The sequence below is a fragment of the Variovorax sp. Soil_C_26 genome (assembly GCF_057657075.1).
In genome coordinates, this window is sequence record NZ_JBDGJC010000001.1 from 933,067 (window position 1) to 957,526 (window position 24,460).

24 protein-coding genes are annotated in these 24,460 nt (G+C 69.8%); 13 read left to right on the plus strand and 11 right to left on the minus strand.

Annotated elements, in window-relative coordinates; all coding sequences use genetic code 11:
* Positions 1–9: 9 nt before the first annotated feature.
* The 5 genes from AC3A6G_RS04485 to AC3A6G_RS04505 all read left to right on the plus strand — a co-directional run bounded on the left by AC3A6G_RS04485 (position 10) and on the right by AC3A6G_RS04505 (position 5,417).
* Positions 10–984, plus strand: coding sequence for a tripartite tricarboxylate transporter substrate binding protein (locus tag AC3A6G_RS04485; protein WP_487858431.1), 975 nt, complete (start codon positions 10–12; stop codon positions 982–984).
* A 2-nt stretch (positions 985–986) separates the two neighbouring features.
* Complete coding sequence (locus AC3A6G_RS04490; protein WP_487873160.1) at positions 987–1,718, plus strand: VOC family protein; 732 nt, start codon at positions 987–989, stop codon at positions 1,716–1,718.
* Between the two features lie 39 nt (positions 1,719–1,757).
* Positions 1,758–2,660: a LysR substrate-binding domain-containing protein gene (locus tag AC3A6G_RS04495; RefSeq protein WP_487858433.1), complete on the plus strand. Its 903-nt coding sequence runs from the start codon at positions 1,758–1,760 to the stop codon at positions 2,658–2,660.
* 148 nt (positions 2,661–2,808) lie between these two features.
* Positions 2,809–3,966 carry an alpha-hydroxy acid oxidase gene (locus AC3A6G_RS04500; protein WP_487858434.1) on the plus strand — a complete coding sequence of 386 codons (1,158 nt, stop codon included), beginning with the start codon at positions 2,809–2,811 and terminating at the stop codon, positions 3,964–3,966.
* A 107-nt stretch (positions 3,967–4,073) separates the two neighbouring features.
* Positions 4,074–5,417: an MFS family transporter gene (locus AC3A6G_RS04505; RefSeq protein ID WP_487858435.1), complete on the plus strand. Its 1,344-nt coding sequence runs from the start codon at positions 4,074–4,076 to the stop codon at positions 5,415–5,417.
* A 16-nt stretch (positions 5,418–5,433) separates the two neighbouring features.
* Here the strand turns inward: AC3A6G_RS04505 and AC3A6G_RS04510 are convergent, their stop codons facing one another.
* Both AC3A6G_RS04510 and AC3A6G_RS04515 read right to left on the minus strand, forming a co-directional pair.
* Positions 5,434–6,822 (minus strand): alpha/beta hydrolase, encoded by a 1,389-nt coding sequence (locus tag AC3A6G_RS04510; protein ID WP_487873161.1) that lies wholly within the window; start codon positions 6,820–6,822, stop codon positions 5,434–5,436.
* Positions 6,822–9,557: a tannase/feruloyl esterase family alpha/beta hydrolase gene (locus tag AC3A6G_RS04515; RefSeq protein ID WP_487873162.1), complete on the minus strand. Its 2,736-nt coding sequence runs from the start codon at positions 9,555–9,557 to the stop codon at positions 6,822–6,824. The genes AC3A6G_RS04510 and AC3A6G_RS04515 overlap by 1 nt, the downstream gene beginning before the upstream one ends.
* 137 nt (positions 9,558–9,694) lie before the next feature.
* Here AC3A6G_RS04515 and AC3A6G_RS04520 point away from each other — a divergent pair, with 137 nt between their 5' ends.
* Positions 9,695–10,609: a LysR family transcriptional regulator gene (locus AC3A6G_RS04520; protein ID WP_487858438.1), complete on the plus strand. Its 915-nt coding sequence runs from the start codon at positions 9,695–9,697 to the stop codon at positions 10,607–10,609.
* Complete coding sequence (locus tag AC3A6G_RS04525; protein ID WP_487873163.1) at positions 10,606–11,610, plus strand: Bug family tripartite tricarboxylate transporter substrate binding protein; 1,005 nt, start codon at positions 10,606–10,608, stop codon at positions 11,608–11,610. Before AC3A6G_RS04520 ends, AC3A6G_RS04525 begins: the two co-directional genes overlap by 4 nt.
* 8 nt (positions 11,611–11,618) lie before the next feature.
* On the opposite strand, the gene AC3A6G_RS04530 is transcribed toward AC3A6G_RS04525, so the two are convergent.
* Together AC3A6G_RS04530 and AC3A6G_RS04535 are read right to left on the minus strand one after the other, a co-directional pair.
* Positions 11,619–12,182 carry a putative glycolipid-binding domain-containing protein gene (locus AC3A6G_RS04530; RefSeq protein WP_487865845.1) on the minus strand — a complete coding sequence of 188 codons (564 nt, stop codon included), beginning with the start codon at positions 12,180–12,182 and terminating at the stop codon, positions 11,619–11,621.
* A 42-nt stretch (positions 12,183–12,224) separates the two neighbouring features.
* Positions 12,225–12,509, minus strand: coding sequence for a contact-dependent growth inhibition system immunity protein (locus AC3A6G_RS04535; protein ID WP_487858441.1), 285 nt, complete (start codon positions 12,507–12,509; stop codon positions 12,225–12,227).
* 98 nt (positions 12,510–12,607) lie between these two features.
* On the opposite strand from AC3A6G_RS04535, the gene AC3A6G_RS04540 reads away from it, so the two are divergent.
* The gene (locus AC3A6G_RS04540; RefSeq protein ID WP_487873164.1) at positions 12,608–13,228 is read left to right on the plus strand and encodes a hypothetical protein; all 621 of its coding nucleotides are present in this window, start codon (positions 12,608–12,610) and stop codon (positions 13,226–13,228) included.
* Between the two features lie 33 nt (positions 13,229–13,261).
* Here the strand turns inward: AC3A6G_RS04540 and AC3A6G_RS04545 are convergent, their stop codons facing one another.
* Positions 13,262–13,570, minus strand: coding sequence for a contact-dependent growth inhibition system immunity protein (locus AC3A6G_RS04545; RefSeq protein WP_487873165.1), 309 nt, complete (start codon positions 13,568–13,570; stop codon positions 13,262–13,264).
* A gap of 8 nt (positions 13,571–13,578) precedes the next feature.
* On the minus strand, positions 13,579–14,418 hold the full coding sequence (locus tag AC3A6G_RS04550) for an RNase A-like domain-containing protein (protein WP_487873166.1): 840 nt from the start codon (positions 14,416–14,418) through the stop codon (positions 13,579–13,581).
* Between the two features lie 142 nt (positions 14,419–14,560).
* Between AC3A6G_RS04550 and AC3A6G_RS04555 the strand changes: the two genes are divergently transcribed.
* Together AC3A6G_RS04555 and AC3A6G_RS04560 are read left to right on the plus strand one after the other, a co-directional pair.
* Positions 14,561–15,817, plus strand: a complete 1,257-nt coding sequence (locus tag AC3A6G_RS04555) for a Y-family DNA polymerase (protein ID WP_487873167.1) — start codon at positions 14,561–14,563, stop codon at positions 15,815–15,817.
* Between the two features lie 14 nt (positions 15,818–15,831).
* Positions 15,832–16,518: a TIGR02117 family protein gene (locus tag AC3A6G_RS04560; protein WP_487873168.1), complete on the plus strand. Its 687-nt coding sequence runs from the start codon at positions 15,832–15,834 to the stop codon at positions 16,516–16,518.
* A gap of 6 nt (positions 16,519–16,524) precedes the next feature.
* On the opposite strand, the gene AC3A6G_RS04565 is transcribed toward AC3A6G_RS04560, so the two are convergent.
* Positions 16,525–17,568, minus strand: coding sequence for a purine-nucleoside phosphorylase (locus tag AC3A6G_RS04565; protein WP_487873169.1), 1,044 nt, complete (start codon positions 17,566–17,568; stop codon positions 16,525–16,527).
* Positions 17,569–17,688: 120 nt separating this feature from the next.
* On the opposite strand from AC3A6G_RS04565, the gene AC3A6G_RS04570 reads away from it, so the two are divergent.
* Positions 17,689–18,933, plus strand: coding sequence for a DNA topoisomerase IB (locus AC3A6G_RS04570; protein WP_487865837.1), 1,245 nt, complete (start codon positions 17,689–17,691; stop codon positions 18,931–18,933).
* Here AC3A6G_RS04570 and AC3A6G_RS04575 read toward each other — a convergent pair.
* Positions 18,879–19,556 carry a hypothetical protein gene (locus AC3A6G_RS04575; RefSeq protein ID WP_487865836.1) on the minus strand — a complete coding sequence of 226 codons (678 nt, stop codon included), beginning with the start codon at positions 19,554–19,556 and terminating at the stop codon, positions 18,879–18,881. The two genes, AC3A6G_RS04570 and AC3A6G_RS04575, sit on opposite strands and share 55 nt — an antisense overlap.
* A 164-nt stretch (positions 19,557–19,720) precedes the next feature.
* Positions 19,721–19,900 (minus strand): DUF3606 domain-containing protein, encoded by a 180-nt coding sequence (locus AC3A6G_RS04580; protein ID WP_337295628.1) that lies wholly within the window; start codon positions 19,898–19,900, stop codon positions 19,721–19,723.
* 221 nt (positions 19,901–20,121) lie between these two features.
* On the opposite strand from AC3A6G_RS04580, the gene AC3A6G_RS04585 reads away from it, so the two are divergent.
* Complete coding sequence (locus AC3A6G_RS04585) at positions 20,122–21,288, plus strand: acyl-CoA dehydrogenase family protein (RefSeq protein ID WP_487858450.1); 1,167 nt, start codon at positions 20,122–20,124, stop codon at positions 21,286–21,288.
* A gap of 9 nt (positions 21,289–21,297) precedes the next feature.
* On the plus strand, positions 21,298–22,665 hold the full coding sequence (locus AC3A6G_RS04590; RefSeq protein ID WP_487873170.1) for an MmgE/PrpD family protein: 1,368 nt from the start codon (positions 21,298–21,300) through the stop codon (positions 22,663–22,665).
* 3 nt (positions 22,666–22,668) lie between these two features.
* On the opposite strand, the gene AC3A6G_RS04595 is transcribed toward AC3A6G_RS04590, so the two are convergent.
* On the minus strand, positions 22,669–23,379 hold the full coding sequence (locus tag AC3A6G_RS04595) for an arylmalonate decarboxylase (RefSeq protein WP_487873171.1): 711 nt from the start codon (positions 23,377–23,379) through the stop codon (positions 22,669–22,671).
* Positions 23,379–24,383 (minus strand): Bug family tripartite tricarboxylate transporter substrate binding protein, encoded by a 1,005-nt coding sequence (locus tag AC3A6G_RS04600; RefSeq protein ID WP_487858453.1) that lies wholly within the window; start codon positions 24,381–24,383, stop codon positions 23,379–23,381. Before AC3A6G_RS04600 ends, AC3A6G_RS04595 begins: the two co-directional genes overlap by 1 nt.
* Positions 24,384–24,460: the final 77 nt, after the last annotated feature.

The window sequence follows — 24,460 nt, forward strand, 5'->3', positions numbered from 1 at the left end:
GCCAACAAGATGCAGTTCCCGATCCATCGCCGCCGCGCCCTGCTGGCCGCGGCCGCCCTGAGCCTGGCGGGCGCCGCCGCGGCCCAGCCGTCCGACGCGCCGCTGCACATGGTGGTCACCTTTCCGCCTGGCGGCAGCACCGACATCGCGGCGCGCATCATGCAGCCCGAGCTCGAAAAGCGCCTGGGCCGCCCGGTGGTGGTCGAGAACCGGCCCGGCGCCGCGAGCCAGCTGGCGACCAGCCACGTGGCCAAGTCGGCGCCCAACGGCAACACCGTGCTGGTGGCCTTCGACACGCACGCCATCAACCCCATCGCCAAGTCGCGCCTGCCCTACGACACCTTCAAGGACTTCACCGGCGTCACGCTGGCGGTGCGCTTCCCGCTGGTGATCGGCGCCTCGGCCTCGGTGCCCGCCAAGGACCTGCGCGGCTTCATCGACGCGGCGAAAAAAGAACCGTCGCGCTTCAGCTACGCATCGACCGGCGTCGGCTCCATGAATCACCTGGTCATGGAAGACATCAAGCGCCGTGCCGGCGTCTATGTGCTGCACGTGCCCTACGGCGGCGGCGGGCCGGCCGTTCAGGCGGTGGTGGGCAACGTCTCGCAGCTCACGCTGCTGAGCTACGCCGCGCTCAAGGGCCAGATCGCCGCAGGCAAGATCAAGCCGCTGGCCGTCACGGGCACCGAGCGCCTGCCCGACCTGCCGGACGTGCCCACCGTGGCCGAGTCGGGCTTTCCGGGCTTCCAGGCCTATTCGTGGATCGGCATCTTCGCGCCCGCGGCCACGCCGGCCGACAAGCTGGGCCCGCTCACCGAAGGTTTCCGCGCCGCGCTGCAGGCGCCCGAGGTGAAGAACAGGCTCACGCAGGCGGGCTTCGAAGTGATGGCCACCGATGGGCCAGGCGTCGACCGCCATGCGCGCGCCGAGTTCGAGCGCTGGACCGCCTTCGTGCGCGAGACCAAACTGAAGCTGGAGGAATGACGATGCCCATGGCGCTGGACCATGTGGTGATCGCGGTCGAATCGCTCGACGAGGCGGTGGCCGACTACCGGCGCGCCGGCTTCAACGTCATTGCCGGCGGCAGGCATCCGGGGCGCAACACCGCGAATGCGCTCGCGGTGTTCGACGACGGCAGCTACCTCGAGCTGATCGCCTACTCGGCGCCTTCGCCCGAAGAGCGCTGGTGGCGCGTGCTCGATGCGGCCGGTGAGGGCCTGGTCGACTTCGCGCTCTGGCCAGAGGACATCGATGCCGCCGTGGCCGCCGCGCGCGAACGCGGGCTGGCCGAACTGACCGCCGTGCCCGGTGCCCGGCAGCGGCCCGACGGCGTGCGCATCGCCTGGAGCTCGGCGCGGCAGGTGCGGCACGACCTGCCTTTTCTCTGCGCCGACATCACGCCGCGGGCGCTGCGCGTGCCCGAAGGCGACGCGCGCCGCCATGCCAACGGTGTGCGCGGCATTGCCGCGGTGCAGGTCGCCGTGCACGACGTCGAGGAAAGCCTGGCGCGCTACCGCATGCTGCTCGGCCCCGATGCGATGGCCGGTGATGGCCGTGTGCGCCTGCAGGGTTTCGAGATCGCGCTGCACGCCGAGCCCGGCCGCTCGCGCGGCGAAGGGCCGAGCGCCATCACGTTGAAAGTCGATGCGGCCGGCAACCCTGGCCAGATCGACCCGGCGCTGACGCACGGCGTGGCGTTCGCGCTGACCGGTTCGTAGCACGGCGGGGCCCGCGTGGGGCTTGGCTAACATCGCCCCATGGTTTCCACCACGCGCCTTCCGTCGACCCAGGGTCTGCTCGCTTTCGAGGCCGTCGCGCGGCTGCGCAGCGTGAACCTTGCCGCCGAGGAGCTCAGCGTCACGCCGAGCGCGGTGAGCCACCGCATCCGGCAGCTCGAACTGCAGCTCGGACTCAAGTTCTTTTCCGGCGGCGATTTCGGCCTCAGCACCGACGGCCTCGCCTACCTTGCCCGCGTGCGCGAGGCCATCGCCGCGCTGCAGCAGGTGCCCGGGCGCGAGCCCGCATCGCAGCTGCGGCGGCTGCGCGTGGCCGTCACGCCCACCTTCTCGCGCCAGATGCTGCTGCCGCGGCTGGCACAGTTTCGCGATGCCTATCCGAACATCGAACTGATGCTGCAGGTCACCATGCCGGTGCGCAACCAGACTGCCGAGGAAGCCGACCTCGAACTGCGCTTCGGTAGCGGACCCTTTCATGACCGTGAGTTCTGCCAACTGCTGGCCGACGATGTGTCGCCGGCCTGCAGCCCGGCCTACCTGGCACGCCACGGGCCATTCGAAGAGGGCTTTGCGAGCGAGGCCGAGATCGCGCGGGCCCAGCTGCTGCGCACGCCGCTCGAGTCGTGGCGCATCTGGTTCAAGGCCTGCGACATCGGACTGCCCGAGCCGGCCACGGGCCATCAGTTCAACGACCTGGGCCTGGCCCTCGACGCGGCCGCCGAGGACTTCGGCGTTGTGCTGATGCACCTGCGGCTCGGCCGCGCCTGGCTCGAGAGCGGGCGGCTGGTGCGGCTTTCGGCGCGCAGCGTGCCATCGCCCAATGCGTACTTCCTGTGCTGGCGCCCGGGCGCGATGGAGCGCTGGGAGTGCGCGACGTTCGTCGAATGGCTGCGGCAGGCGCTGCGCGACGGCGCACAGCCCTGAATTCTTTTCAGCACCGCCGCGGGTATTTTTCAGATCGGCCGCGCCGCGGCGCGCCACACTCGGCGCGGGCGCAGCCTGCCTGCTGTCCATAATGGCGCGCCAACGCCGCACCGGCCGACCCCTACAAGCGATACCGAGGAGACACCCCTTGCCCGACCTTTCCAAGATCACCACCATCGAAGACCTGCGGGTGATCGCCAAGCGACGCGTGCCGAAGATGTTCTACGACTACGCCGACTCCGGCGCGTGGACCGAAGGCACCTACCGCGCCAACGAAAGCGACTTTCAGAGCATCAAGTTGCGCCAGCGCGTGGCGGTGAACATGGAAGGCCGCAGCACGCGCACCACCATGGTCGGCCAGGACGTCGCCATGCCCGTGGCCATTGCGCCGACCGGCCTCACGGGCATGCAGCATGCCGACGGCGAGATCCTCGGCGCGCGCGCGGCCAAGGCCTTCGGCGTTCCGTTCACGCTGTCGACCATGAGCATCTGCTCGCTCGAGGACATTGCCGAACACACCGGGCGCCATCCGTTCTGGTTCCAGCTCTACGTGATGAAGGACCGCGACTTCATCGAGCGCCTGATCGAGCGCGCCCGCGCCGCCAACGTGTCGGCGCTGCAGCTCACGCTCGACCTGCAGATCCTCGGCCAGCGCCACAAGGACATCAAGAACGGCCTGACCGCGCCGCCCAAGCCCACGCTGAAGAACCTGATCAACCTTGCGACCAAGCCGCGGTGGTGCATGGGCATGCTCGGCACGAAGCGCCGCACCTTCGGCAACATCGCCGGCCATGCCAAGGGCGTGAAGGACCTGTCGTCGCTGTCGTCGTGGACCGCCGAGCAGTTCGACCCGGCGCTGAGCTGGGCCGACGTGGAATGGATCAAGAAGCGCTGGGGCGGCAAGCTGATCCTCAAGGGCATCATGGACGTGGAAGACGCACGCCTGGCGGCCGCGAGCGGCGCCGATGCGCTCATCGTATCGAACCACGGCGGACGCCAGCTCGACGGCGCGCCGTCTTCCATCGCCGCGCTGCCCGCCATCGTCGATGCCGTGGGCCGCGAAATCGAGGTCTGGATGGACGGCGGCATCCGCAGCGGCCAGGACGTGCTCAAGGCGCGCGCCCTGGGCGCTCGCGGCACGCTGATCGGCCGCAGCTTTCTCTATGCCCTGGGCGCGTACGGCGAGGCGGGCGTGACGCGCGCGCTGCAGATCATCCACCGCGAGCTCGACCTCACGATGGCCTTCTGCGGCCGTACCGACATCGACACGGTGGATTCGGGGATCCTGCTGCCGGGGACGTTCTAAGCCCCCATCGGCTGCAGGCTTGCGGCAACGGCTGACAAGCACGCCCCAAAAGGCGTGCCGAGAATGACGGTTCCAACAACATCGCCCTCGAGGCGGCAGAAACCATCATGACCGTAGCTCAGCCCGGCGCCGGAGGCCTTTCGGCGTCCGCCGCATCCACCCTGTCTCCACCCCACTACACGCCCGAAGAGAAGCGCCACCGCATCTTCTCGATCATGGCGGCCTCGTCGGGCAACCTCGTCGAGTGGTTCGACTTCTACGTCTACGCCTTCTCCGCGCTGTACTTCGCGTCGGCCTTCTTCCCCCAGTCGGATCCCACCGTTCAGTTGCTCAACACGGCCGGCGTGTTCGCGGCCGGCTTCCTCATGCGGCCGATCGGCGGCTGGCTGTTCGGCCGCATCGCCGACAAGGTCGGGCGCAAGACATCGATGCTGATCTCGGTCACGATGATGTGCGCCGGCTCGCTCGTCATCGCCTTCCTGCCGACCTACGCGCAGATCGGCGCCTGGGCGCCGTTCCTGCTGCTGGTGTGCCGCCTGTTCCAGGGGCTGTCGGTCGGGGGCGAGTACGGCACCACCGCCACCTACATGAGCGAGGTGGCGCTGCGTGGCCAGCGCGGCTTCTTCTCGTCGTTCCAGTACGTCACGCTCATCGGTGGGCAGCTGCTCGCGGTGCTCGTCATCGTGGTGCTCGAACAGCTGCTCACCGAGGCCGAGCTCAAGGCGTGGGGCTGGCGCATTCCGTTCGTGATCGGCGCCGTGGCCGCGGTGGTGGCTCTGCTGCTGCGCCGCACGCTGCACGAAACGCAGAGCGCCGAGGCCAAGGCCAACAAGGAGGCCGGCACCATGGCCGGGCTCTTCAAGCACCACATGCCGGCCTTCTTGACCGTGCTGGGCTACACCGCCGGCGGTTCGCTGATCTTCTACACCTTCACCACGTACATGCAGAAGTACCTGGTGAACACGGTGCACCTGCCGATCAAGACCGCAAGCTACGTAATGACCGGCGCACTGTTCGTCTACATGTGCATGCAGCCGGTGTTCGGCGCGCTGTCCGATCGCATCGGGCGGCGCAACAACATGCTGCTGTTCGGCGGCCTCGGCGCGCTCGCGACGGTGCCGATCCTCACGGCGCTGCAGCACACCACCAACCCCGTGGTGGCCTTCGTACTGATCGTCGTCGCGCTCGCGATCGTGAGCTTCTACACCTCGATCAGCGGCATCGTGAAAGCCGAGATGTTCCCGCCCGAAGTGCGCGCCCTCGGCGTCGGCCTGGCGTATGCCGTGGCCAATGCGATCTTCGGCGGCTCGGCCGAATACGTGGCGCTGGGCCTCAAGGCGCTGGGCCACGAGTCGGCCTTCTTCTGGTACGTGACCGTGATGATGGTGGTGGCCTTTCTCGTGAGCCTGCGCCTGCCGCGGCAGGCGAGCTACCTGCATCACGACCATTGAGCGCACGACGGCAGATTCAGGGCGCGCGCGACGGCACCCGACTTTCCAGCGGCGGCGGCTGCCATGCCGGCTGGATGCGGCAACCGTTCTTGCCGTCGGTGTCGTAACGCGGCATGAGTGCCGTGCAGCGCGCGGCAAGCCGCTCGGGCGTGGGCTTCTCGCCCTTGTCGATCCAGTCGAGCAGCGCATCGAAGAGCGCGGGGTACTGCGACTCGGCCAGGTAGCTGTGCTCGCGCTCGGCGCTGAAGCTCTGTACCAGCAACTCGCCGGTGCCCGCGGCATCGCGGATGCGGCGGTAGGCGCTTTCGAGCTCGACGAAGGCGGTCGGGTCGTCGATCGCATGCAGGCTCAGCGTGGGCAGCCCAGTGCGCCCCGTCGGCTGGCTGTCGGCCGCGAGCGCGCCCTTGGCCTGCGGATCGGCCGCATAACGCATCACGCCGGCGTTCAGCGCGTCGGCCTCGGCGGGGGTCGGCGCGGCGTAGCGCACGCCGACGTTGCCGAAGGGGTTGCGGCCACCGAGCCGCAGTTGCACCAGGTCCTGGAACAGCCAGGTCGCCCAGTTCAGGTGGCCGACGAGCGCGCGCTCGGGAATCTTCACCGCGGCCAGGATGGTCTTGAGCCGCGCGGCCTGCTCGGGCGTGCGCTGTGCGGCCGGCAGGCCGACGCCGGTGCATTCGCGCACGCGCTCGGCCAGGTCCTTGCGCGTGAGCTTCGCGTCCATCGGCAGGCCTTGCCAGAGCGGGTATTGCGGCTCGTCGGGGCGCGGATGGTTGCGGCACACGTATTGGTAGACCACGCGCAGGTCGAGCCGGAAATCGTAGGCGCTGTTGCCGCCGCCGAGCACGCCGCTGGTCAGCAGCAACCCGTCGTACGGACTCTTGACGGCGCCGCCCGCGGGCGCATAGAGCTCGGCCGCCTTGGCGGCCACGCCCGCGCCGTAGCTCTGGCCGTGCAGCAGCGTGCGGCGCGGCGGACCGAAGTGCTGCACGACGATGCGGCGCAGCCGCTCGGTGTCCTCGGCGGCCATCGTTACGCCGTAGCCGCCGCGGCGGTAGCTGGAGCCGGCCCATGCGTGGCCCGCCTTTACCGTGACGGCCCAGCGCTGGAGGTCCTTCTCGCTGCGCGCGAGGGTGGGCGGGCCGGTCTCGGGGCCGCCATGCGCATGCATCACGAGCACCCCGCGGTTCCAGTCCTTCGGGATCGCGATCCAGTAGAACGCGCCTGCGCCGTCGGCGCCCGTGTAGCAGCGCGCGCCCTCGGGCACGGGCTGCGGGCACGTAGCGGGCTCAGGCGCGGTGGCGCGGGCGGCATGCGCGGAGCTCACGCCGCTCATGAGCGCGAGTGCGAGACCGGCGGCCGAGGCCAGCCGTGCATGTCGCCGAGAGGAAGCCTGTTTCGTGTTCATCAATGCCTTGCTCCGAGTTCAAGCGCCGCATCCGTGCCAGAACCGGTCACGAATCCCACGACGCCGCTGTTGAAGATGAGATGCCCGGGCCGGCCCGCATCGGCCTCGGCCACGCCCGGCACCGGCGTGTCGTAGCGCAGCGCCGCTGCGGCCCCGCGCAGGTTGAAACTGCTGCCGGCCAGCGTGGCTTCGCCGGCCTGCCCCGCCACGCTGACCATGGCGTAGCTGCCATCGGCCGCGCCTGCGGCCAGGCTCTGCTGCGCCGCGTACAGGCGCAGGCCGAAATTCGCGGCCGATTCGCGCACCAGATGCAGCGGCAGCGCGGCGCCGTTGACGAGGCCGATCACCATCGAGCCCGTGAGCGTGCCGCCAGTGGTGGTGGCGCCGCTCGTGGGCGAGGTGGTGCGCAGGTCGAAGGCGTTGCGTGCGGCGTTGTAGCTGATGTAGCCCTTCTCTGTGTCGGTGCAGGAAGCGTCGTAGACGATGAAACTGGCGGCATGGCGGCAGTACTGGAAAGTGCCCGCATTGCGCAAGCGCACCGCGCCTTCGTAGGCCACCGGGCCCGCACCGCCCTGCTGCACGCCCACCGCATTGAAGATGTTCGCGACCGGATTGAACACCGTGGGCGTTGCCGCGTTCTCGAAGGTGTCGCGGAACGCAAGCAGCGGCGCGAAGCCGCCGCCAGCGGGCGCGTTCACGCCGCCCAGCAGCACGCCGCCGGCCGCGAACGAGAACACCGCGCCGCTTTCGCCGCTCGTGTAGCTGCACTGCCCCTGCGACACCAGCGCGCCGCTGCGCACGGTGCCCGCCGCGCGCTGCAGGCTCGCATCGACGGTGACGGTGTAGGCCATGGTGGCAGGATCGATCGCCACGCTGAGTTCCTCACCGAAGCTGTTGCCGCCCTTGTAGGTGGTGGGTGCCGCGGGCAGGTTCGGGCAGGCGAGCGGGTCGCCCACCTCGGTGACGCAGCTGTAGTTGACGGCTGCATCGAGGCTGCCGCTGCCACGGTACTTGGGCCAGGCCGGATAGCGGCACAGCGGGCGGGTGCGGCCGTAGGTGCCGGCCACCGCATCCACCGCGATGCCGGTCTCGGGGGCCAGGCCTTTTTCGGCCCAGCCTTCGAGCGCGGCGAGCGAATCCCAGTTGGGAATGAACACGCCGGTGCCGTGGCCCATGCCGGGCACGGTGTAGAAGCGCACGCTCTCGTCCACCGCGGCCTGCCCGAGCATGGCGACCATCTGCTTGTAGTAGTCGATCGTAGAGTTGGGGCTGATCACCTCGTCGGCCAGGCCGTGCAGCATGATGAGCTTGCCGCCGCGCGCGAAGAAGGGCGCAAGGTTCGGGTCGGTCGCGTCGGACAGCCGCGACACCTCGGCCACGCGCGAGGTGTACATGCCGGGGTCGAGCGGATCGAAGGCCATCGTGTCGAAGTCGGCTACGCGGGTGACGAAGTACTTCACCCACTGATCGCCCGTGACGTACATGTTCGCATCGGCCGATGTGGCCGGGTTCCCCGGCACCTTGCGCGTGCCGAGGTCGCGCGAGGTGTACGGGCCGGCCACGAGGGCGCCTTCGAGCAGGTTATAGCCGCCGGCACGCCGCACGCCGTTGGCCAGGCTGTAGCCGGCGAACTCGAGCGGCGATTCGATGGTGCGGACCGTCGCGAGCTGCGCGTCCGACAGGCAGCCGTCGCCGTTGTCGGTGCCGCCGCTGCAGCGCAGCGAGGCGAGGATCGGCGCATTGAGCTGGCGGCAGCTCTCGACGTTGCTCACGATGGCGTCGGCCGCGCCGTCGAGCCTGTCGCACGCATCGAGCACTGTCTTCTGCACCAGCAGCGTCTTGGCCACGTTCATCCAGCCGGCACCGCCATTTGCGTAGAGCGCACGGCCCACGGCCACGTTCGACAGCCGAGTGCCGGTGTAGTTGAGCGCGGGCTCGTTGGCGATCACGCCGTCGTAGTCGAGCGGCCAGCGCTGGATGTGGCTGAGCGCGTCGCGCCCTCCCGTGGAGGTTCCGAGGAAATAGGCTTTCTCCGGCTCGACGCCGTAGCGTGCGAGCACCAGCGCCTGGGCCACGTCGCGCGTTTTCTTGAGTGCAAGTCCGCCGTAGTTGGCGAGCTGCTCGTCGTTGGCTGCGAAGCGCGCGTCGGTGATGCTGCTCGACTGGTGGCCGGAGTCGCCGCCGTAGGTGGCGTAGCCGAGCGCAAGCGGCGCGGGCTTGGCCGCAGGCCCGAAGCGGATCGCCTCGGTGCCGTCGATCAGCACGCCGTTGAACCCGCCGCCGCCGAAGTGGATGGTCTTGCGGTTCCACTGCTCGGGCAGGTTGAGCGCGAACTGGATCGCCTGCGCTGCAGGGTCCACGGGCTCGATGGTGCCGCGCACACGGCAATGGTCGCCGAGCGTGTTGCCCGGATCACCGGCCGCAACGGGCGTGGCGCTGGTCACGGTGGCGCCCCCCGTCGGCAGCCCGATGGCCGAAGCCGGCACACTCCTGCCGGCCAGTTCGGCGCACGAGAGCACCGGCACCACGGGCGGCGGCGGCGGATTGTCAGGCGGGTCTTCGCCGGATGGGTGACCACCTGCGGCCGGCGGTGGCAGGAAGAAGCCGCTGCTGCTGCCGCCTCCCCCGCCGCCGCAAGCGGCCAGCGCCAGCGACACGGCAAGCGCAGCGCCGTACGGGCGGCAGGCGCGAAACATCGTCTTGGGCATCGACGCGGGCGGGCGCGGTGGGCGCATGGGTTCGTCTCCGGCATGCAGTCTCGATGGACCGCTTGTTGTTTGATCAGGCGGCCGGACGATAAGTCGACGTATGACTTCGGGTCAAATAAGATAAAGCCGCCTGTTCAATATAAAAAATATATGAGAGACAACCCATGGACATCCGCGCGCTGAAGTACTTCACCGCCGTGGCCGAGACGGGCCACATGACGCGCGCCGCCGAGCAGCTCGGCATCCAGCAGCCGCCGCTGAGCCTGCAGATCAAGGCGCTCGAGCGCGAGCTGGGCATGCTGCTGTTCCGCCGCCATCCGCGCGGCGTGGCGCTCACCGATGCGGGCCGGCTGTTCCAGGCCGAGGCGCTGCGCATGCTGCAGGACATGGAGGCCATGAAGCAGCGCATGGCGCGCGTGGCGAGCGGCCAGGCAGGCACGTTGTCGGTCGGCTTCACGAGTTCGGCCGCGGCGCACCGCTTCATGCCCGGCGCGCTGCGCGCGTTTCGGCGCGCGCACCCCGACATCGATTTGCAACTGCGCGAGGACCACGCCGCCGCGCTCACCGAGGCGCTGGCCGCCGGTCGGCTGCATTGCGGCCTGCTGCGCGTGCCGGTGGCGCGGCCCGAGGGGCTGATGTTCGAGACGCTGCTGCGCGAGCCGGTGCTCGTCGCGATGCCGAGCGACCATCGGCTGGCGCGCGGCAAGGGTGCGCGCCCGCTGCCGCTCGCCAGGCTCTGCGAGGAAGGCATCATCCTGGTGCGCCGCCCCGGCGCGCCCGGCCTCTATGCCGATCTGCTCGCGCTGTGCCTTGCCAAGGGCCTGCGTCCACGCGTGGTGGCCGAAGTCGACCGCATGATGACCAACCTCAACCTCGTGGCCGCTGGCGTCGGCCTCTCGGTGGTGCCGGCCTCGATGGCCGGTGTGCACGCGCATGCGATCGCCTATGCGCGCCTCGCCGATGGCGGCCAGCTCGATGCGCCGCTCACGCTGGTGTCGCGCGCCGACGAAGACAGCCTGCCCGCGCAGCACTTCGCCGCGCTGCTGCGCCGGCTCGCCGCCGAGGCCCCGCGGTCATGATGAACACGCCCGCGCCGTCGCGCCGGCATTTCGTGCGACAGGCGGGCGCGCTGCTCGCAGCCGCCTGCGCCGCGCCGCGCCTGGTGCTGGCCGCTGCGCCGGCGTGGCCGCTGCGGCCCCTCCGGCTGATCGTGGTGTACCCGCCCGGCGGTGTCAGCGACGGCATGGCACGTGCGCTGGCCGAGCCGCTCGCGGACGCCCTCGGCGTGCCGGTGCGGGTCGAAAACCGCGCCGGTGCGGGCGGCAGTGTCGGCATGGATGCGCTCGCGCGCGCCGCACCCGACGGCTGCACGCTCGCCTTCTCGGCCATCAGCCCGCTCACCCTGCATCCACTGCTCGCACGCGTGGCCTACGACCCGCTGCGCGGCTTCGCGCCTGTGGCCAGCGTCATGCGCACGCCGGTGCTGGTGGTCGGCACGCCGGCCTTCGCGGGCCGCAGCTTCGACGACCTGGTCGGGTTGGCGCGCAGCCATCCCGGCGCGTTGCGCTGGGCCACCTCGGGCGTGGCCACCCTCGGACACATGGTGCTGGCGCAGGTGCGCCTGCAGGGCCGCCTCGACATCACGCACGTCCCCTACCAGGGCGGCGGACCGCAGCTCAACGATGCGCTCGCGGGGCACTTCGAGGTGCTGTCGACCAACGTCGCCGCGCAGCAGCTGCAGTACATCGACAGCGGCCGGCTGCGCGCGCTCGCGGTGGGCGCGCCCGCGCGCATCGAGGCGCTGCCGCAGGTGCCCACGCTAGCGGAACTGGGCTTCGAGAGGGCGAACCGCGATTCGCTCTTCGGCATCTTCGCGCCGGCGCGCACCCCGGCGGCGGTGGTGCAGCGCCTCAATGCGGAGATCAATCGACTGCTGGTTGGCGCGCCGCTCGCAGGCCGGCTGCGCGAGGCGCACAACATCCCTGCCGTGGGCAGCAGCGACGACTTTGCGCGCGAGATCGCGGCGGACCGGCGGCGGAACCGGGAACTGGTGGCTGGGGACCGGTCGCAGTTCGACTGACCGACCGCTCAGGCCTCTGCGATCCAGAGGCCGGGGTAGTCGCGCACGAAGGCGTCGCCGGTCACCTGCAGCGTCGCCGCATAGTCGAAGCGCTTCGCCTCGTAGCCGTAGGCATCGTCGGCGGTGCGCTCGTAGCGCTGCATGAGTTCGGTGAGCACGCCGCCGCCGTCGAGGTCGACCCAGGCGGCCGGCGCGTCGGCGCCTTCGCCCACTGCCAGATGAAGCCGGCGCAGCTGCAGCAGGTTGGTGGCCGGCGTGAAGCCGAGGTCGAGGTCGATGCAGTGCGACAGGTCGGGCACCGGCTCGTCGTTGAGCTTCCAGAGGCCGCGCGCATCGCGCGCGATCGCCAGGTCGACCGCCGCGCCACCGAGCCAGCCGCGCACGGTGCCCCACTGCGTGTGCCAGTGCAGGTCGCAGCGCACGCGGTAGTGCAGCTGGCCGTTGCGGCCGTCCTCGAGGCGGAACACGGCGGCGCCGTCGAGCTGCCATGCCGAGGCGTTGCGCTCGAGACGGCAGGCGTCATGGCCCGGTACGTCGAGCCGGCGCCACAGGATGGATGCGACGGTTTGCATGCCACGGATGATCGCGCGAGCGCGCGCCCGAGGCAAGCGTTCTCAGGGCGCGAGCGCGGCGAGCACGTGGTCGAGGAATTCGCGTGCGGTCGCACCGAAGTCGGGCGGCAACCAGTTGCGCTCGAACAGCCGCGCGAAATCGGCTTCGAGCGCGGGATGGGTCTGCACGAAATCGGCGATCTCGGCGCGCAGCGCGTTGCGCTCGCCGGGGGTCGAGTCCTGGTTGTACTCGGCCATGATCTCGGCGCCGGTCTCGCCGAAGAGCACGTCGGCATCCTGGCCGAAGTAGACGCTCGTGAGGTTCTCGAGGAGTTCGTAGCGGTGCATGGCATCTGCTCGTCGAAGAGTTTTCGAGGTGGGAACGCCAGCATGCCACGGCGCCGTCCGGCTAACATCCTCCGCTCGATCATTTCAGGAGCGTGCACGTGGAATCCTGGTTCGCCGACGCCAAACCGATCACCGCGCTGGAGCCCGAGATCGCCTTTCACCTTTCGGAAGAATTCCAGGCCGCGGCCTACCAGCGGCCCGAGCCGCTAGTGCTGCCTTCGTTTCCGCGCGCGGAACGGCTGCAGGTGCGCAGCGCGGAGCTGCCCGGCCACGAGGCGGAGCTCGCCGCCTACTACCGCCGCATCGTCGACCTCGCGCGCCGGCATGGCATGAAGCTGGACCAGGTGCGGCAGTATTTCTGGCTCGACCTGCGCTTCGACAACGAGGAGGCAGGCGTGCGCCTGTCCTTTCCCTGGTACGACACCTTTGCGGCCATGGACCATGTGCTGCAGGCGCTGGCCGGAACGGACGAAGGCCTGATCTACGACGACCAGGACCAAGGCTGGGAACTTGAAGTGTGGGCACGCAATGGCACGCTCTACATTCGCGAGAGCGATCCCGACTCCGACGACTTTGGTGTCGCGGTGACGCTGCCGCGCGCAGGCCTTCGGGACCGCATCGTCCCGCTGCGTGCGCGCACCCAGCAGCTCATTGCGGCCCTCGCCAAGGAACTCGGGGCCGACGTGTGGACCACGGGCGAGGCCGCGGGCTTGCTGTAGCCGCACGACTCCGACGGTCAGGCCGTTACGCGCTCAGCCGCGAAGCGGCAACGCAAGCAGCACGGACCTGAGGAATTCTTCGGCGGTGTTCCCGAATTCCGGCGGCCGGTACGAGCGGCAGAAATCCCGAGAGAACACCTGCTCCAGCTCGACCGGGTCGCGGTGCGCGTTCATGAACGCGACGATTTGCGTGCGCAACGCATGCACCTCGTCAGCGGTCCAGGTCTCCCGCAGGCTCGCGATGATCTCCTCGGCCGTTTCGCCGAAAAGGATATCGGCGTCCTGGCCGAAGTAGATGCCGGTCAGGTCGCCCAGCAGGTTGTAGCGCGTCGGCACAGCCACGGCCGCCCTCAGATCGGATAAGCGGTCAGGATGTAGAACGGCTTGCCGTTGTAGCTTTCCATCTTGAGGATGATCCGCACGCCGCTGAGGTCGTTGACCGCCGTGCTGCCGAACTGCACGCCCCGCCCGACCACGTAACCCGCCACATGCTCGATTTCCGGCGACTTGCTGCCGGCGGCCGCGGTGCGCGACCAAGCCTTCACGGCGGCCGAGTTGGCGCGCAGCGTCTCGGAGATGGCGCGCTCCGCCGTGGCGAGATCGCTGAATGTCGACACGGCCCTGGGTCCTGGGCGCGTAGGGGTTCGCACGCGGGCCAGGAGCTGGGCATCGGTCTGGCCCACATGGCGGGCCATGGTGTGGCCGCCGAGCCGAGTGCCCGCGGCGGCCTCGTGCTGGACCAGCCGGATGCGGCCGCCACGCATCACCGAGACGATGCGCGCGGCGCCGAGGCCGGCAGTCACCGCCAGCGGCATCGCCACGTCCACCGCCAGGCCGATGCCCTCGGCCGTCTCGCGCGAAGCGCCCAGCGCCTCGGCGGCCGAGGTCGCGGTGACGGCGGTGGCGGTGCGCTGCGGCACGCCGGTCCAGACCTGACGGCCCGAGGTGGCGAGCGTGTCGAAGCCGTGCACACCGAGCACCACGCAGCCGGCCTTGCTCACCATGGTGGGCTCCGGCGCGAGGCACAGCACGCCGGCGCCGACCAGTTCGACCACGCCGCCCACGAGACCGACCGTGCCCCAGAGCCGGTTGCTGAGGCTGGCGGATTCAGGCACTTCCTGGTCGCCCAGCACCGCCGCCATCTGCACCGGTGTCAGGGCGATCGTCATACCTTCGACTTCGTCATCCATGCCGGGGATTCCTTTCGTTGCCATGGGTGTGTTCATGCCATCGGACGGTCGGGTCAAAACCGTTGTCGGCCGCATTCTGGCATGCAGGCCAGCCGGGCGGCAGCGCCTGCAAGGACACCCCGGCCGCGAGACAATCGGGGCCGTGAGTTCCTCGCCCGCGCCAACACCGCCACTTCGCCGCATCGCCCACCTCGACATGGACGCCTTCTTCGCGTCGGTCGAGCTGCTGCGCTATCCGCAGCTCAAGGGCCTGCCGGTGGTGATCGGCGGCGGCCGCCGCAGCGTCGACGAGGCGATGCGCAACCTGCCGCCCGGCGGCACGCTGGCCGACATTCCGGTGGGGGCCTTCGCGCGGCTCAAGAACTACGTGGGCCGCGGCGTGATCACCACCGCCACCTACCCGGCGCGGCAGTTCGGCGTGGGCTCGGCCATGGGCCTCATGAAGGCCGCCAAGCTCTGCCCGCAGGCGATCCTGCTGCCGGTGGATTTCGACGAGATCCGCAAGTACTCGCGCACCTTCAAGAAGGTCATCGCCGAGATCGCGCCCTTGATGGAGGACCGCGGTGTCGACGAGGTCTACATCGACTTCACCGACGTGCCCGGCGGCCAGCGCGAGGGCGGCCGCACGCTCGCGCGGCTGATCCAGAAAGCCATCTTCGACGCCACCGGGCTGACCTGCTCGATCGGCGTGGCGCCCAACAAGCTCATCGCCAAGATGGCGAGCGAGTTCAACAAGCCCAACGGGATCTCGGTGGTGTTCGAGGACGACTTGCAGACGCGCATCTGGCCACTGCCCTGCCGCAAGGTGAACGGCATCGGGCCCAAGGCCGATGAGAAGCTCAAGCGCCTGGGCATCGAGACCATCGGCCAGCTCGCCGCCTGCGAGCGGGGCTGGCTGATCGAGAACTTTGGCAAGTCGACCGGTGCCTGGATGCACGAGGTCGCGTGGGGCCGCGATAACCGGCCAGTGGTGACCGAGAGCGAGCCGGTCTCGATGAGCCGCGAGACCACCTTCGAGCGCGACCTGCACGCGGTGCGCGACCGCGCGGAGCTCGGCGCGATCTTCACCCACCTGTGCGAGAAGGTGGCCGAGGACCTGCAGCGCAAGGGCTACGTCGGCAAGACCATCGGCATCAAGCTGCGCTACGACGACTTCAAGATCGCCACGCGCGACCAGACCATCGACCGCTTCACGAACGATGCGAAGACGATCCGCCACACGGGCGGCCTGTGCCTGAAGCGCGTGCCGCTCGAACGGCCACTGCGCCTGCTGGGCGTGCGCGTGGGCGCGCTGGCCAAGGCCGGGAGCGCCGAGGCGCTGGCGGCGCCGGGCAGTGCCACGCCACGCGCCGTTACCGCCGCCGGTGCCGCCGTGTCGGCCACCGCGTCGCTGTTCTGAGAGGCGGACCTGCAATGGCACGCTGGCTCCGGCGCGTCGCGTTCTTGCTGTCGGGCCTGGTGATGGTTGCAGGGCTCTACGTGGCCGCGGCCTGCGCGCTGATGTTCTGGCCCGCCAACCCGGCTGCGCGCGTGCCGACGCAGCCGCCCGCGGTCGAGGCCTGGGTGCTGAGCAACGGCGTGCACACCGACCTGGTCTTCCCAATCCGCTCGGCCACCATCGACTGGGATCAGCTCTTTCCGCCGGCGCACTTCAAGGCCGTGGCGCCCGAGGCCGAGTTCGTCGCCATCGGCTGGGGCGACCGCGAGTTCTACCTGCACACGCCGACCTGGGCCGATCTCACCGTGCCGCGCGCCTTCGGCGCCCTGCTCGGCGGCAACCGCGCGCTGCTCCACGTGACCTATCTCACGCGTGCCCAGCTACGAGGCAATGCCTGGCACCTGCCGCTTTCGCAGGCACAGTACGCGCGGCTTGTCGGCTACGTGCGCGCGACGCTGGCCGAAGGCCGCGCCACGCCCATCGCTGGTGCGCACTACGGCAACGACGACGCGTTCTACGAGGCCGAAGGCGGCTATCACCTGTTCGAGACCTGCAACACCTGGACCGGCCGCGCGCTGCGCCAGGCGGGCGTCACGGTGAGCCGATGGACGCCGTTCGACTTCAACGTGACCTGGCACCTGCAGCCGTTGCAGCCGCCTTGAGCGCGCTCAGGGCTTCGGCACGCCGCGCTGCCACCGCGGCCAGTTCGCGACGATGTGGTCGACCACGCGCGTGCCCACGAGCGCGATGTTCTCGACCGTCTCGGCGAAACCGCCGGCCGTCTCGCCGGGCGCCGGGTCGAGGTGCTGCAGCGTGGTCTCGTTCGGATTGCCCTGGTCGAAGTTGACGGCGCCGCGCAGGCTCATCACGCGGCCGGTGCCGTGGCTGCGCTGGATCACCAGCGTGATCGCGGCAGCTTCCATTTCGGTGATGACGTAGTCGTCGGCGCCGTAGAGCTTGGCGATGTACTGCGCCTGCTTCGACATGCCGGGGCCGTGGAAGAAGGTGTCGCCGGTCATGTGGGTGCCGGTGCCCACGAAGGGCGCACGCCGCGCGGCGGCATCGGGGTAGCGCAGGCGGTACTTGCGCGCGCTATCGGAATCCTTGAGCGGTGTGTCCGCGCTGAGCTTCATGGCCCAGCCGACCAGGTCGGGATCGAGCTTGAAGCGGCGGTATTCCTCGTAGCCCTTGCGCGGCATGAAGGTGGGTTCGCCGGGCTTGTTCTCCTCGGGCGCCCAGCGGTGGCCGAGATCGTAGTCGACGAGCCAGGTGGCCCAGCTCACTTCGCCGATGGTGCCGCGCGCGGGCGGCGTGCCGGCCACGCCCGAGATCACATAGTAGGCCTCGGAGAAGTCGAAGCGCGGATCGAGCAGGATGGCCTGCATCGAAGCCGATGAATTGACCTTGCCCATGCCGAGCACCGCACCGCAGACGCCGTCGGCATTGCAGTAGGCCGGCTGCAGCGCGCCACGCACGGCGATGGGCGCGGCGCCTTTCCAGTAGCGCTCGTACCAGTGCTGGAACTCGCCCGCGCGGTCGCCGCTGTTCTGGCCGATCTCGAACATGGCGGCCACGAAAACCTTCACCTTGATCGGTGCGGCCGCGGCCGTGCGCGCGGGCGGCACGGGCGCGGTCGATGCGGTGGGTGCGGCGCAGCCGGCGGCGAACAGTGCCGCAGCGCACACGGCGGCCAGTCGAGGAACAGACATCATTTTTCGGGAACTCCAGTGAAGACGAAAGCGCCGCAATCGCACCGGTCGCGATTGCGGCGTCCTACAGGCGCCCATTGTCGGTGCAGGCACAAGCGCTGGGTACGCCACCACGCAACCCCCATGCCGGCCCGCTCCAAACCGACCTCCTCGACCGCCCCGCCCTCGAAACCGGCACCCACAGCCGCGTCCATCGCCAACGGCCTCGTCTATGTGAACCCCGACATGCCGGGCATCCAGCGCCTGAAGCATGGCGACCACTTCCGCTATCGCGATCCCGAAGGTCGCTGGGTGCGCGACGCCGACGAGCTCTCGCGCATCCGCCGGCTGGCGATTCCGCCGGCCTACACCGACGTGTGGATCTGCCCGCTGCCGAACGGCCATCTGCAGGCGACCGGCATGGATGCGCGCGGGCGCAAGCAGTATCGCTACCACCCCGACTGGCGCCTCCACAAGGACGAGACCAAGTTCGAGCGGCTCGAAGCCTTCGCGCTCGCGCTGCCGCGCATCCGGGCGCGCGTGGCACGCGACCTGCAGGACGGCGGCGGCGGTGGTGCGCCGGGCCGGCACCGCGTGCTCGCGGCGCTGGTGCGGCTGCTCGACACCACGTTGCTGCGCGTGGGCAACGAGGAATACGCGCAAAGCAACCGCTCCTACGGGCTCACCACGCTGCGCAACCGGCATGTGGCGGTGAAGGGTGCAGCGCTGAATCTGCGCTTTCGCGGCAAGAGCGGCGTGATGCATGAGGCGAAGCTCGACGATCCGCGCGTCGCGAAGGTGGTGCGCCAGTGCCAGCAGTTGCCCGGCCAGGCACTGTTCCAGTACCAGGACGAGGACGGCACGCTGCACAGCGTCTCGTCGACCGACGTCAACGACTACCTGGCCGAAGCCTCGCCCGGCGAGCGCTTCACCGCCAAGGACTTCCGCACCTGGCACGGCACGGTGCAGGCGTTGGAGCTGACGCGGCTCGCCTGCGAGCCCGGCCGTGCGGCCGCCGACGGCAGCCGCTACACGGCCAAGGAGATCCTGGCGGCGGTCGCGAAGCAGCTCGGCAACACGCCGGCTGTGTGCAAGAAGGCGTACGTGCATCCGGCCGTGCTCGCACTCGGCAGCGCGCTCGCGGGCGCCGAGGGCGATCCGTCGGCCGAGGTGCTGCGCCAGATGTCCGCGCGCACCGCGACGGCCGGCCGCACGCGCGGCCTCCATGCGCCGGAGCAGCGGTTGCTCGCGTTCCTGCGATTGAACCGGCTGCGCTTGGCGCGGGGGCTTCGCGCGAGTCGCAGCAACGGCAAGGCCGCCGCGCGCAGAAAGACTCAGCCGGCCGCGAGGGAGAAGCAGACGCTGTCGCGTTCCAGCGCGACGGTGTAGCCGAGGTCGTCGGCCAGGCTCTGCAGCGCGATGGCGTCGATGGCGAGCGCGCGCGGGGCGCGGTGCGCATCGAGCACCGGGCTGGTGGCGCCCGATGCGCGCGGCGTGCCGACCAGGCACAGCGCATCGTCACCGCGGGCTTCGATGCGGATCGCGCCGGTCTCGGTTTCGCCGTCGTGCAGGTAGCCGAGCGCGCCCAGGAACAGATAGCGCAGCGCCGCGCCCTGCGGCCAGCGCGTCTCGTCGGTGCCTGAAGCAAGCGCCGGATCGACGTCGAGCGTGATGCCGTGCATGTCGAAGGCTGCGCGCATCAGGCCAACGCATTGGGCGACCAGCGCACTGCGCGTGATGCCGTCGTCGGCGGTGGCGAGTTCCCAGTCGCGCAGCGAGCGGATGCCTTCGACGAGTTCGGACATCTGGTGGTCGATGAGCGCGACGCGCTCCTCGCACGCCGCGGCGTCGATCGTGGGCGCGCCGACCTGGCGCTTGAGCATCAAGAGGGCCATGCGCATCACCGACACGGGGGCGGCCATGTCGTGGCGCAAGGCGGGCAGCGCGCGCGTCAGCAGTTCGTGGCGCACGCCGGCGGCGATCCAGCTACGGGCCCCGGGCGAGGCCTTCATCGCGCGTGGGGAGCCGAAGAAGGCTCCGCGCCGATGTTCGGGTGGGCCCGCACCGGGGTGCGAGGCGCGGCAAGGGGCACGTTCACGTTGCGCGTCCTGAAGCGAAGAAGAGGCAAGCAGTATCGTGCCCGCTCCCGGCGCCAGGTGTAGGAGCGTGCCTACGGTTATGGTTTGCCGAGGTAGACCCGGACGTCCTTCACTTCGACCCCCGCCGCCGCCACGGCCGAGCGCAGCTGCGCCTCGGTCACGCCCAGCGTCTGGGTCCAGTAGCGCACCTCGTGCGGCTCGTTCACGTTGATGCGGCTGCGGTCCTGCGGGCCGCGTTTGCTCAGGTCGTCTGCCATGGTGTTGTTTCCTTTTTCAGCCAGCGTTCGCTGTATTTAGTGCCGATGAACGATGCGCCAGACGGCCGCTGCCGCGCTGGAGGACGGCGGCGCGGGCGCATGCAGGACAGGTCCGAATCGACCGCCGGCATTCGCAATTTCCGAAGGCTGGGTTCCGCAATCGCTGAACCACGAAGGGGCGCAGCGGCATAGATTCGGAGCATCCACCCACACCGAAGCCGATGACTCACGCCAACGACCAAAAGAACTTTCCCGACATCCGCGATGCGGTGCGCGGGCTGTGCGCGCAATTTCCCGACGCGTACTTCCGCCGGGTCGACGAGGCGCGCGGCTATCCCGCCGAGTTCGTCGATGCGCTCACCAAGGCCGGCTGGATGGCCGCGCTGATCCCGCAGGAATACGGTGGCTCCGGCCTCGGGCTCACCGAGGCGTCGGTCATCATGGAAGAGATCAACCGCTCGGGCGGCAACTCGGGCGCTTGCCACGGCCAGATGTACAACATGGGCACGCTGCTGCGCCACGGCAGCGAGACCCAGAAGCGCGCCTACCTGCCGCGCATCGCGAGCGGCGACCTGCGGCTGCAGTCGATGGGCGTGACCGAGCCCACCACCGGCACCGACACGACGAAGATCAAGACCACCGCCGTACGCAAGGGCGACCGCTACGTCATCAACGGCCAGAAGGTCTGGATCTCGCGCATCCAGCATTCGGACCTGATGATCCTGCTGGCGCGCACCACGCCGCTCGCCGAGGTGAAGAAGAAATCGGAAGGCATGTCGATCTTCATCGTCGACCTGCGCGAGGCGATCGGAAAGGGCATGACGGTGCGCCCGATCCCGAACATGGTGAACCACGAGACCAACGAGCTGTTCTTCGAGAACCTCGAGATCCCGGTCGAGAATCTGATCGGCGAGGAAGGCCAGGGTTTCAGGTACATCCTCGACGGGCTCAACGCCGAGCGCACGCTGATCGCGGCCGAATGCATCGGCGACGGCTATTGGTTCATCGACCGCGTGACCGCCTACACCAAGGAACGCGTGGTGTTCGGCCGCCCGATCGGCCAGAACCAGGGCGTTCAGTTCCCGATCGCCGAGGCGTTCATCGAGATCGAGGCCGCGAACCTGATGCGCTACGAAGCATGCCGACTGTTCGATGCGCGCGAGCCCTGCGGAGCCCAGGCCAACATGGCGAAGTACCTCGCGGCCAAGGCGAGCTGGGAGGCGGCCAACGCCTGCCTGCAGTTCCACGGCGGCTTCGGCTTCGCCTGCGAATACGACATCGAGCGCAAGTTCCGCGAAACCCGGCTCTACCAGGTGGCGCCGATCTCGACCAACCTGATCCTGAGCTACGTGGCCGAGCACATGCTCGGGCTGCCGCGGTCTTTTTGACTCTCCTTCATGACTTCCGCCACCATCGACCATCCCAGCCAGGTGCTCGCGACCTTCGCGGTAGAGCTGAGGCTTGCCGACATTCCCGCGCCCGTGCTGCGCCGTACCGAGGACCTGGTGCTCGACTGGCTCGGCTCGGTGCTCGCGGCACGCGCCGCGCGGCCGGTGCGCAGCATCGAGCGCTTCGCGCTGGCCATGGGACCGGCCGAAGGGCCGAGCGAGCTGCTGACCTCGCGCCGCACGACGTCGCCGGTGTTCGCGGCGCTGGTCAATGCCGCGGCCTCGCACTTCGTGGAGCAGGACGACGTGCACAACGGCTCGGTGTTCCATCCGGCGGCGGTGGTGATCGCGCCCGCGCTCGCGGTGGCGCAGAGCCTCGGCGCGAGCGGCGCGCAATTGCTCACGGCGGTGGTCGCGGGCTACGAGGTGGGCATCCGCGTGGGCGAGTTCCTTGGGCGCTCGCACTACAAGACCTTCCACACCACTGCGACGGCCGGCACGCTCGCTGCCGCGGCGGCCGTGGGTAACCTGCTCGCGCTCACGCCCGCGCAGATGCTCCACGCCTTCGGCTCGGCCGGCACGCAGTCGGCCGGCCTCTGGGAGTTCTTGCGCGACGCGGCGGACTCCAAGCAACTGCACTGCGCGCATGCGGCCGCGAGCGGGCTGATGTCGGCCTACCTGGCGCAGGACGGCTTCACGGGCGCCGCGAAGATCCTCGAAGGCGCACAGGGCCTGGCGGCGGGCATGTCGAGCGATGCCAATCCGGCGCGGCTCGTCGACCGGCTCGGCATGCGCTGGGCGCTGGCCGAGACCTCTTTCAAGTACCACGCCTCGTGCCGCCACACGCATCCCGCAGCCGACGCGCTGCTGCAGGTGATGACCGCGCACGGGCTCCGCCCGGCCGACGTGTCGCACGTGATCGCGCACGTACACCAGGGCGCCATCGACGTGCTCGGGCGCGTGGCGGTGCCTGCCACGGTGCACCAGGCCAAGTTCTCGATGGGCACGGTGCTCGGGCTGATCGCGGTGCATGGCCGCGCAGGCCTCGGCGAGTTCGACCGCGACTTTCTCGCCGACGAGGTGGCTGCCTTCCGCGACAAGGTGGCGATGGCACTCGACGCCGAGGTCGATGCGGCCTATCCCGGGCGCTGGATCGGCAAGGTCAGCGTGCGCACCACCGACGGCCGCACGCTGCACGGCCGCGTGGACGAGCCCAAGGGCGACCCGGGCAACAGCCTGAGCCGCGCCGAGATCGAGGACAAGATGCAGCGGCTGGCGCAGTACGGCGAAGGCGTGACCGCCGAGGAGGCGAAGGCGCTGTGCGGGCGCGTGTGGGCGCTGGAGACCACGCCGCGCATGGCGCGATGGCTGGGCTGACTTTCAGGCGAACAGCCGCCCCTGCCCCGGCGAACGCGCATCGAGCCCCGCCGTGCGCACGAGGTCCCAGAAGCCCGCGGGCGAGCTCGACACCGCGGGCACCGACAACCGCGCCTCGACTTCGCGCACCGCGTCGAGCGTGACGAGGCCGCCGCACGAGATCAGGATGCCGTCCGCGCCGGGCTGCGCATCGAACACGCGCAGGCACAGGTCGACGAGCACCTGCGTGGGCACCTGGCCCACGGCCTGCACGTCGGAGATCGCCAGCCCTTCGAGCGCGAGCGGCTCGAAGCCGCTGTCGTCGAGGTAGCGCCGCAACTGCGCGTTGACCTCGTCGATGTAGGCCGTGGCCACCGCCACGCGGCGCACGCCCAGGTGGCGCAGCCCGCCGGTGATGGCGTTGCTCATGGTCGTGCAGGGCAGCCCGGTGGCGCGGGCCATCTCGGCCTGCAGTTCGCGGTTGAAGGCCGCGCCGCGAAAGAAGCTCAGCGAGGTGCCCATGAGCGAAACCGCGCTCGCGCCCTCGGCCTTGAGCGCAACGGCCTTCTCGACCACGGTGTCGATCACCTCGGTGTAGCCGCGCGTGGAGATCTCGCCGAGGCCGAGGCCCAGCGCGCTGAAGCGGATGCGCTCGCCGTAGAGCAGCGGGCCGTCCACCGGCACGGCGCCGGCGGCCGGTGGCACGATGAGGCCGAGGTGGGGCACGGCCATCATCACTTGCCTTCGGCCACGATGCCCTGCTCGGCGATGATGCGCTGCCAGCGCTTGGTCTCCTCGGCCATGTCCTTGCCGAGCTGCGCTGGCGTGGCATAGGCGCGCAGCGTGCCCTGGGCGGTCGCCGCGGCAGCGGCTTCGGGCGTGTCGAGCACGGCCTTGACCGCGGCCGACAGCTTCTCGACGACCTCGTCGGGCGTGCCGGCCGGCGCGAGCACGAAGATGCGCGGCGCCACGTCGAAGCCCGGCAGCGCGTCGGCCATTGCGGGCACGCTTTCGGCGCCCTCGAGCTTCGCGGTGTTCATCAGGCCGATGGCGCGCAGCTTGCCGGCCTTGGCCTGCGCCATGCCGGCCGTGGCGCTGACCACGCCGATCGGCACCTGGCCGCCGACCACGTCGGGCACGATCTGCGCGGCGCCGCGGTACGGCACGTGCACCACCTTGCTGCCACTGGTCTGCTTGAGCATCTCGAAGCCCAGGTGATGCACCGTCCCGACGCCCGAGGTGGCATAGGAGTAGTGTCCCGGGCGGGCCTTGAGCTCCTTGACGAATTCGGCCGGCGTCTTGGCCGGAAAGTCGTTGCCCGTGACGATCATCAGCGGCGAGACGAACGCGCCCGCCACCGGCCTGAAGCTGGTGAGCGGATCGACCGAGGCCCTGGGCTGCAGCAGCTTGGCGGCCAGCAGCGCGCTGTCGCCCATCATGAGCGTGTAGCCGTCGGGTGCCGACTTGGCGACGAATTCGGCCGCGATCATGCCGGTGGCGCCGGTGCGGTTGTCGACCAGCACCTGCTGCCCGAGCACGGTGGCAAGCCGGGTGCCGAGCAGCCGCGCGACCGCATCGACCCCGCCGCCGGCCGAATAGCCGACCACGAGCCGGATCGGCTTGTCGGGGTACTTCTGGGCCCAGGCGGCGGGAGCCGCGAGCAAGGTCGCAAGGCCGAGGGCCGTGGCCGTGCGCAAGGCGTGGCGACGGGCGGGGCGAGTGATTTCTCTAGCTTTCATCATGTCTCCAGGTTTTCTGTCAATGCCGTCTGCGCGGCTCTATTCAAGTGCACCCGCGGAACGGGCTTTGCCCGGCC

Bases quoted from the DNA above. Each gene is read 5' to 3' on its own strand.
- AC3A6G_RS04485 (WP_487858431.1), top strand. From the start codon at position 10: ATGCAGTTCCCGATCCATCGCCGCCGCGCCCTGCTGGCCGCGGCCGCC.
- AC3A6G_RS04490 (WP_487873160.1), top strand. From the start codon at position 987: ATGCCCATGGCGCTGGACCATGTGGTGATCGCGGTCGAATCGCTCGAC.
- AC3A6G_RS04495 (WP_487858433.1), top strand. From the start codon at position 1,758: ATGGTTTCCACCACGCGCCTTCCGTCGACCCAGGGTCTGCTCGCTTTC.
- AC3A6G_RS04505 (WP_487858435.1), top strand. From the start codon at position 4,074: ATGACCGTAGCTCAGCCCGGCGCCGGAGGCCTTTCGGCGTCCGCCGCA.
- AC3A6G_RS04510 (WP_487873161.1), bottom strand. From the start codon at position 6,822: ATGAACACGAAACAGGCTTCCTCTCGGCGACATGCACGGCTGGCCTCG.
- AC3A6G_RS04515 (WP_487873162.1), bottom strand. From the start codon at position 9,557: ATGCGCCCACCGCGCCCGCCCGCGTCGATGCCCAAGACGATGTTTCGC.
- AC3A6G_RS04520 (WP_487858438.1), top strand. From the start codon at position 9,695: ATGGACATCCGCGCGCTGAAGTACTTCACCGCCGTGGCCGAGACGGGC.
- AC3A6G_RS04525 (WP_487873163.1), top strand. From the start codon at position 10,606: ATGATGAACACGCCCGCGCCGTCGCGCCGGCATTTCGTGCGACAGGCG.
- AC3A6G_RS04530 (WP_487865845.1), bottom strand. From the start codon at position 12,182: ATGCAAACCGTCGCATCCATCCTGTGGCGCCGGCTCGACGTACCGGGC.
- AC3A6G_RS04535 (WP_487858441.1), bottom strand. From the start codon at position 12,509: ATGCACCGCTACGAACTCCTCGAGAACCTCACGAGCGTCTACTTCGGC.
- AC3A6G_RS04550 (WP_487873166.1), bottom strand. From the start codon at position 14,418: ATGGATGACGAAGTCGAAGGTATGACGATCGCCCTGACACCGGTGCAG.
- AC3A6G_RS04560 (WP_487873168.1), top strand. From the start codon at position 15,832: ATGGCACGCTGGCTCCGGCGCGTCGCGTTCTTGCTGTCGGGCCTGGTG.
- AC3A6G_RS04565 (WP_487873169.1), bottom strand. From the start codon at position 17,568: ATGATGTCTGTTCCTCGACTGGCCGCCGTGTGCGCTGCGGCACTGTTC.
- AC3A6G_RS04570 (WP_487865837.1), top strand. From the start codon at position 17,689: ATGCCGGCCCGCTCCAAACCGACCTCCTCGACCGCCCCGCCCTCGAAA.
- AC3A6G_RS04575 (WP_487865836.1), bottom strand. From the start codon at position 19,556: ATGAAGGCCTCGCCCGGGGCCCGTAGCTGGATCGCCGCCGGCGTGCGC.
- AC3A6G_RS04580 (WP_337295628.1), bottom strand. From the start codon at position 19,900: ATGGCAGACGACCTGAGCAAACGCGGCCCGCAGGACCGCAGCCGCATC.
- AC3A6G_RS04585 (WP_487858450.1), top strand. From the start codon at position 20,122: ATGACTCACGCCAACGACCAAAAGAACTTTCCCGACATCCGCGATGCG.
- AC3A6G_RS04590 (WP_487873170.1), top strand. From the start codon at position 21,298: ATGACTTCCGCCACCATCGACCATCCCAGCCAGGTGCTCGCGACCTTC.
- AC3A6G_RS04595 (WP_487873171.1), bottom strand. From the start codon at position 23,379: ATGATGGCCGTGCCCCACCTCGGCCTCATCGTGCCACCGGCCGCCGGC.
- AC3A6G_RS04600 (WP_487858453.1), bottom strand. From the start codon at position 24,383: ATGAAAGCTAGAGAAATCACTCGCCCCGCCCGTCGCCACGCCTTGCGC.